The sequence below is a fragment of the Glaciihabitans sp. UYNi722 genome, assembly GCF_040549465.1.
Classification (GTDB): domain Bacteria; phylum Actinomycetota; class Actinomycetes; order Actinomycetales; family Microbacteriaceae; genus Lacisediminihabitans.
On record NZ_JBEPTL010000048.1, the window covers coordinates 1 to 5,888 of the forward strand.

Genomic DNA, 5,888 nt, shown 5'->3' on the forward strand with positions numbered 1-5,888 from the left:
GCCGCTCCCACTGGCGCCGACGACATCAACAAACAGCGAAACGCCACTACTACAAAACCCGCGGACACAGCCCATAAACGCGACTGCAGTACTAGGTCGGTCTCTCCGGCGATGTAGTTGCGGGTGACAGCCAGCCCGAAGCCGGTCGGTATTGCGCCTTCCAGATCCCAGCCTCCGAGAATGTCGAGCATGGCTTCCCGACGCTCAGAGACTGGATCCTCGAGCGGTGCTGAGTTGTTGAGAGAGGGGGGCGTTCGGTGTTTCTTACACGGGGTACCTTTCGGTCGGGTGTCGGTCTGCTTGACCTACACCGGAATGATGGTGATCATCTTGGCGACCAACTCGAAGCCTTTCGGGTTGCGCGTCATGAGAGCTGCCCCCATCGAATACGCGTGGCCGGCGATCATGATGTCTTTACTGCGTGCGTGGGTCGCGCGCCCTTGATGCACGACGGCCGCGAGGGATCCGTACCCAACAGCTGCCTTCTCGTCGAAGGGCGTCCACTCAAACTGGGACTCCAGGAGCGTAAGTCGCGCTTGTCGCGCGGCGTGCTTGGGGGTTCCAACGGTGAGTTGAAGCCCGAACTGAAGTTCGGCGAGAGTGACCGCGCTACAGGCGAACATCTCGTCTTCTGGCCACTCGTCCTCATCGGGAAAATCAATGAGGACGCTGGTGTCGAGCATGATCATGCTGTGGCTGCATCCCGCTCAGCCCAGGGGTCGACTATCGGATCATTGTCGAGTTCTCGCTGCGCCTGAAAATCATCCGCCCACCCAGTGGTGTCTGTACTTCCCGCTCTGCTGGTGCCGCCTGCGCTGCCGGCTACAGCAGCTAAGGCCTTTAGCGCATCGCTGCTAACCCATCGACTTCGGACAGCCTCCGTGCGTTGAATGACGACTCCAACGGATTTGCCGTTGCTCAGAACGTCGAATTGCACGCCCTTTGCGGCCTTGGCGATGACTTCGCTCGGGTTCTGCTTCAGCTCTCTGATGCCAACTGTTTGTCGCTGCGCGCTCTGGTGCTTCATGCTGATAACTTTATCAGGTATGTAGTACGCGTGCTACATGGATGAAGCCCGATTGGCGCACGGGAGCTACACACCGCTTCGACGAGGCCGTGCGGAGCATCGTCAGAGCAGACGTGGTTCCATCCGGGCACTCGGGTCAATCCGGCCGAAAGGATCCGGCCGAAAGGACCCAGCCGAAACCAGCCGACTAAACTCCCGCTGGCCTCATCCGCCTTGACAAATTCCGAGGATGCGACTCATCGCCCGCTGGTCGTCCCGCATACGCTAGCCAGCCACCGGCGGCTGCGGTGCGGCGGCGTGCCGCGTGTTAGGCGCGGTCGTGGAGGGTGATCTGGTAGCCGTCGGGGTCGGCGAAGGTGAATGTGAGGCCGAATGGGCCGTCGATCGGAGCCGAGACGATCGTGTGGCCGTCGGCGACGAGGGCGTCGTGTATGGCTTGGACGTCGGTGGCGTGGAGCCAGATAGCGGCGCCGATGCCGGGCTGAGCGACGGATGCCAGATCAGTACCGGGAATGATGTCTCGTAGCGCGAAGGCGATAGGCGTCGTCTCGAAGACGACGGCATGGGGAGGGCCTGCCTGCGAGCGGACGAGACCGAGATACTGCTCATAGAACGCCTGCGACGCGTCGAGGTCGCGCGCCTGGAGGGAGATGAAATCGGGGCCGGTGGCGGGCATGGTGATGCTCCTTCGTGATTTGTCGAGTGCGCTGTGTGTCAGTCTTCTGACACAGATCAATCTATGTCAGAATGCTGACATGAGTCAAGACGGAGTTGGTGTCGACCTGGAGACGTCACTGGGCTACCTGCTAAAGGAGGCCTCGAGCGCCCTCCGCGCAGCCATGGAGGCAGTGCTGCGCCCGCTCGGGATGACCGTGACGCACTACTCCTGCCTCGAACTGCTCGCACAGCGCCCGGGCCTGTCGAACTCCGATCTCGCGCGAGGAGCGTTCGTGACACGACAGTCGATGAACGTGCTGCTGCAAGCCTTGGAACGAGACGGCTACGTGACCAGGCCGGCGGAGGCCCGTGTCGGGAAAGTTCTTCCCACGCAGCTCACGCCACGCGGTCGACGTAGCCTCGAGAAGGCGACCGTTGCGGTCCGATCTGTCGAGGCCAGGATGCTCGACGGCATGACGCACGACGAGCAGTCGGGCGCGTTCCGGATACTGCAGAGCATGATCCACTCCTTGCGCGACGACCACGAGGGTGCGTAAATCGCACAGGCTCGCGCATTGACGTCGAACGGTTCGACGAACGGTGATGGTTCCCATGCGGGCAGCCCTCGAATGCGTCGAGCGCTCTCAGATCCAACCCTCGGAGCCCCTTCCGCCAGCCATTGCGCTATCGGGCCGCCACGCATCGTGGTTGGCTCATATACCCAACGCCGATCGAATGCCGTCGGCGATCCTTGAGAGCACGTAGCTTGGGACATGACCCACCGCGTACGGTTCGACGAACTCCCGACTGACAGGACCGACTTGCGACACCACGGCAACGGAGTCCCGCCCGAGTTCGGACGCATCGACTGGAACTAGAACGTTGCCGGGAAAGGCCTCGAGCGCAACATTCGAAGTCAGCGGCACGACGAGCACGGTCGCAATCTCCGTGGCAAGCAGCCAGTTCTCCTGCATGACGACAGCTGGACCACGCTTGGCCGGTTCCGAACCGCGCGGAGAGCCGAAGTCGACCCAGACAACATCGCCGTGGGCAATCACCACTCCGATCCTTCGAGCGCCGTGCGCTCCGATTCACGAAGAAAGGGGCTTTCCGCAGAGGGTTGTCCGACACGGGCGATCACCGCGTTTGCCTGCGCCGTCAACTCGGCTTCTCCTTCCAACTCTTCGACAAGGCGATTGCCAGCGAGGCGAAAGAACTCTGATCGGTTCATTCCATGTCGCCCCGCCACCCGCTCAAAGCGCTCGAAGTCGCCGTTCGGAATCGAGATTGCAGTCTTCATTGCCCTAGTATAACCAGTTATACTCGCGTACCGCGATTAGGAGATGCCGCTGAGGGACTGATTAACGCTCGTAGCGCAGACCGTTCCCCTGCGGCTCTCTTCGCTTCGCCGTGTTGCGACGCTGATCGTCGGCGAAAACGAGTGCAACGTCGATGGCGCATACCCCCCCGACGAGATGGCTCGTTAGGCTGAGTGGATGACCGGATCAGCAACGATGGCCGCCGACGCGGCCCAAAACAGCACAGCACTGAAGATGCTCGCCCGACTCGGCTACGCGGTGAACGGTCTCTTGCATGTGCTGATCGGCGTCATCGCGATCTCGGTGGCTGTGGGCGCTGGTGGGGCAGAAGCCGATCAATCGGGTGCGCTCTCGCAGCTTGCCTCGAACCCCGCGGGTATTGCGCTCCTCTGGGTGATCGTGGTTGGCCTGTTCGCGTTGGGGCTCTGGCAGATCGTGTCAGGGTTTCTCGTTCGAGAGTCTGATGCGAAGAAGCGCTGGGGCAAGCGCTTGTCGGAATTCGGCAAGGCCGTGGCGTACCTGGCGATCGGAGTCACCGCACTGATTTTTGCCCTCGGGGGGTCGAAGAGTTCGGCCGGCAGCAGCAAGAGCGCGAGCGCTCAACTCATAGTGGCGCCCGGCGGAGTGTTCGTGCTGGTAGTGGTCGGGCTCGCGATCTTTGGCATTGGCGTGTTCTTCGTGGTGCGCGGCGCGACGAAGAAGTTCGAGAAAGACCTCACACTGCCCTCCGGCTCAACCGCCAGAGTAGTGGTGGTGCTGGGTGTGGTCGGCTACGTTGCGAAAGGTATCGCACTTGCGGTGGTCGGCATTCTCTTCGTGGTCGCCGCGTTCACACTCGACCCATCACAAGCGAGCGGCATGGATGGCGCCCTCAAATCGCTCGCCTCGTTGCCGTTCGGCGTGGTCATCCTCATTGCCGTTGGGGTGGGGTTGATCGCGTATGGTCTTTACCTCGGCGCCCGGGCGCGCTGGGGGCGGCTGCAGTAGCGACCGAAGTTGCCAGCACCGGAACCAACCGGACCAGCACGGTCGGAGACGGCGCGTTCCCAACCACTACGCGGCACTCTTGCCTTGACCATGTTCAATGGCCAGCCACCACCGGAACACCGTCAACTCTCCTTGATCACAACAGCCCGGCCGCCGTTCCGCTTGTGGAGTGGCCTGAGTTGAAATTCAGTAGTGGTAACAGCACTGCCACACGACGAGTTGTTGGTTGTCGAAGGAGTAGATCAGTCGGTGTTCTTGCGTGATTCGGCGCGACCACGGTGAACCGTCGAGGTACTTGAGTTGCTCAGGCTTACCTATTCCTGATGCGGGGTCACGACGAGCTTCCTTGATCAGCATGTTTACTCGCTTAAGGATGGCTTTGTCATTCGAGATCCAATGTTGGTAGTCAGATGAGAATCAAGGCGCCGCAGTCGCTTTCGAGTCCCTTTTCCGCTCGGAATCGACCGTCTTCGCCGCCGGACGCTCGGCAATGGTCGAGGCCCTCGATGGGATCATTCGAGCCGGAATGAGCGATGGCACCATCCGCTCCGGCATGGGCGCTGAAACCGTCTTCGCGGCGATGAGCGGCGCTTGCGCATCCCGCGGACTGGCTGGCTGGGACACGGTGTCACAAGAGATTGTTCCTTTGCTTATGAGAGCACTGCGTTCGTAACCGAATAGATCAACGATGCGCGCGGCGAGAACTGTCACTCAGACCCACCCGATCGTGCGGGATGACCAGCACGCGCCTTCCTGCCACCCGGGTTCAACTTCCGTTGCCACCCAACTGCTTCAACCGGACCCGCGGCGGCACACCCCGAAAACAAGTCGCCGAGAATGCTGGAGAGGCCAGAAAATGCACAAATCGGACACGTCGGAAACTATGAAGGCCATCAGGTTCAGCCGTTATGGCGATCCGGATGTTCTCGAGCTCGTCGCTGTGCCGCTGCCCCATCCAGGCGCGGGGCAAATTCGTTTGCGAGCCCGCGCCGCAGCGGTGAATGCAGCTGATCTGAAACAGGAAAGCGGTCTCTTCCAAGATCGTGCTCCGGCAACCTTCCCAGCCTCCGTGGGCCTTGACTCGTCTGGCACCGTCGACGCCATCGGTGAGGGGGTTGTCGGCGTTGCCTTGGGAGACACTGTCTTTGGTTTCGCCGTCGATGGTGCCTTCGCCGAGCAGACGATTCTGTCGCACTGGATGCACAAACCGGATGGGATGACCTTTGACCAAGCCGCCGCTCTCCCGGTATCCTCCGAAACGGCCTACCGCCTTCTGGTCGAACTCGAGCCACGCCCGGGTGAGACGCTCCTGATCACTGGAGCTGCCGGCACAGTGGGTCTCATGCTCAGTCAACTGGCCTTAGCGCGGCAGATCCGCGTCGTCGGCACCGCCCGCCAGGACGACCACTCCGAGTTACGACGACTCGGCGTGCAACCCGTGGATTACGGTCCCGGTTGGGTCGAAAGACTGACCCAGCAACAAACGTCACCGATCCGTTACGGGGTCGATACCAGTGGCCATGGGACTGTTCCTGACCTGGTCGCTTTCGCCGGCACACCAGATCGAGTCATCACCATTACTGACAGCAACGCGCACCGTCACGGCGTTCGTTTTTCCACCGGTCCCGGCACCGAACCTGAAGTGGCATGGGCTGAGGCTGCGGGGGCGTTTCAGCGTGGAGAGTTAAAGGTTTCGATTAGAAGTGTGTGGCCTTTGAGCGCGAGCATGGATGCGCAAATCTCGTTCCGAGACGGAACGGGTATCGGCAAAACCATCGTGAGCATTCCCTGACCAATTGAGAAGACTTAGAGATTGCGTCAATAGGTCACGGTTTGCGGGTGGGTCGTCCGATCCAGCGGTAGCGGGTCCATCCTTCTCGGATGAGTCTGCGGTCGAT

9 protein-coding genes and 1 pseudogene are annotated in these 5,888 nt (G+C 61.2%); 3 read left to right on the plus strand and 7 right to left on the minus strand.

From position 1 onward, the window contains the following. The 4 genes from ABIB56_RS18295 to ABIB56_RS18310 all read right to left on the minus strand — a co-directional run. Positions 1-191, minus strand: a 191-nt coding sequence (locus tag ABIB56_RS18295) for a hypothetical protein (RefSeq protein WP_354570658.1), incomplete at its 3' end; no start/stop codon positions are given. A gap of 114 nt (positions 192-305) precedes the next feature. Further along, positions 306-689, minus strand: a complete 384-nt coding sequence (locus ABIB56_RS18300; RefSeq protein WP_354570659.1) for a PIN domain-containing protein — start codon at positions 687-689, stop codon at positions 306-308. Then, positions 686-1,027 carry a type II toxin-antitoxin system Phd/YefM family antitoxin gene (locus tag ABIB56_RS18305; protein WP_354570660.1) on the minus strand — a complete coding sequence of 114 codons (342 nt, stop codon included), beginning with the start codon at positions 1,025-1,027 and terminating at the stop codon, positions 686-688. Before ABIB56_RS18305 ends, ABIB56_RS18300 begins: the two co-directional genes overlap by 4 nt. 307 nt (positions 1,028-1,334) lie before the next feature. Then, complete coding sequence (locus ABIB56_RS18310) at positions 1,335-1,703, minus strand: VOC family protein (protein WP_354570661.1); 369 nt, start codon at positions 1,701-1,703, stop codon at positions 1,335-1,337. Positions 1,704-1,782: 79 nt separating this feature from the next. On the opposite strand from ABIB56_RS18310, the gene ABIB56_RS18315 reads away from it, so the two are divergent. Then, the gene (locus ABIB56_RS18315) at positions 1,783-2,241 is read left to right on the plus strand and encodes a MarR family winged helix-turn-helix transcriptional regulator (RefSeq protein ID WP_354570662.1); all 459 of its coding nucleotides are present in this window, start codon (positions 1,783-1,785) and stop codon (positions 2,239-2,241) included. 156 nt (positions 2,242-2,397) lie between these two features. On the opposite strand, the gene ABIB56_RS18320 is transcribed toward ABIB56_RS18315, so the two are convergent. Beyond that, entirely contained in the window at positions 2,398-2,742 is a 345-nt protein-coding gene (locus tag ABIB56_RS18320; protein ID WP_354570663.1) for a type II toxin-antitoxin system PemK/MazF family toxin, read from the minus strand. Further along, positions 2,739-2,984, minus strand: coding sequence for a CopG family transcriptional regulator (locus tag ABIB56_RS18325; protein ID WP_354570664.1), 246 nt, complete (start codon positions 2,982-2,984; stop codon positions 2,739-2,741). Before ABIB56_RS18325 ends, ABIB56_RS18320 begins: the two co-directional genes overlap by 4 nt. A 196-nt stretch (positions 2,985-3,180) precedes the next feature. Here ABIB56_RS18325 and ABIB56_RS18330 point away from each other — a divergent pair, with 196 nt between their 5' ends. Beyond that, positions 3,181-3,990 (plus strand): DUF1206 domain-containing protein, encoded by an 810-nt coding sequence (locus tag ABIB56_RS18330; RefSeq protein ID WP_354570665.1) that lies wholly within the window; start codon positions 3,181-3,183, stop codon positions 3,988-3,990. A 186-nt stretch (positions 3,991-4,176) separates the two neighbouring features. Here ABIB56_RS18330 and ABIB56_RS18335 read toward each other — a convergent pair. After that, positions 4,177-4,392 (minus strand): annotated as a pseudogene (locus tag ABIB56_RS18335) (Txe/YoeB family addiction module toxin); the annotation flags it as partial. Positions 4,393-4,717: 325 nt separating this feature from the next. On the opposite strand from ABIB56_RS18335, the gene ABIB56_RS18340 reads away from it, so the two are divergent. Then, positions 4,718-5,782 carry an NADP-dependent oxidoreductase gene (locus tag ABIB56_RS18340; RefSeq protein WP_354570666.1) on the plus strand — a complete coding sequence of 355 codons (1,065 nt, stop codon included), beginning with the start codon at positions 4,718-4,720 and terminating at the stop codon, positions 5,780-5,782. Positions 5,783-5,888: the final 106 nt, after the last annotated feature.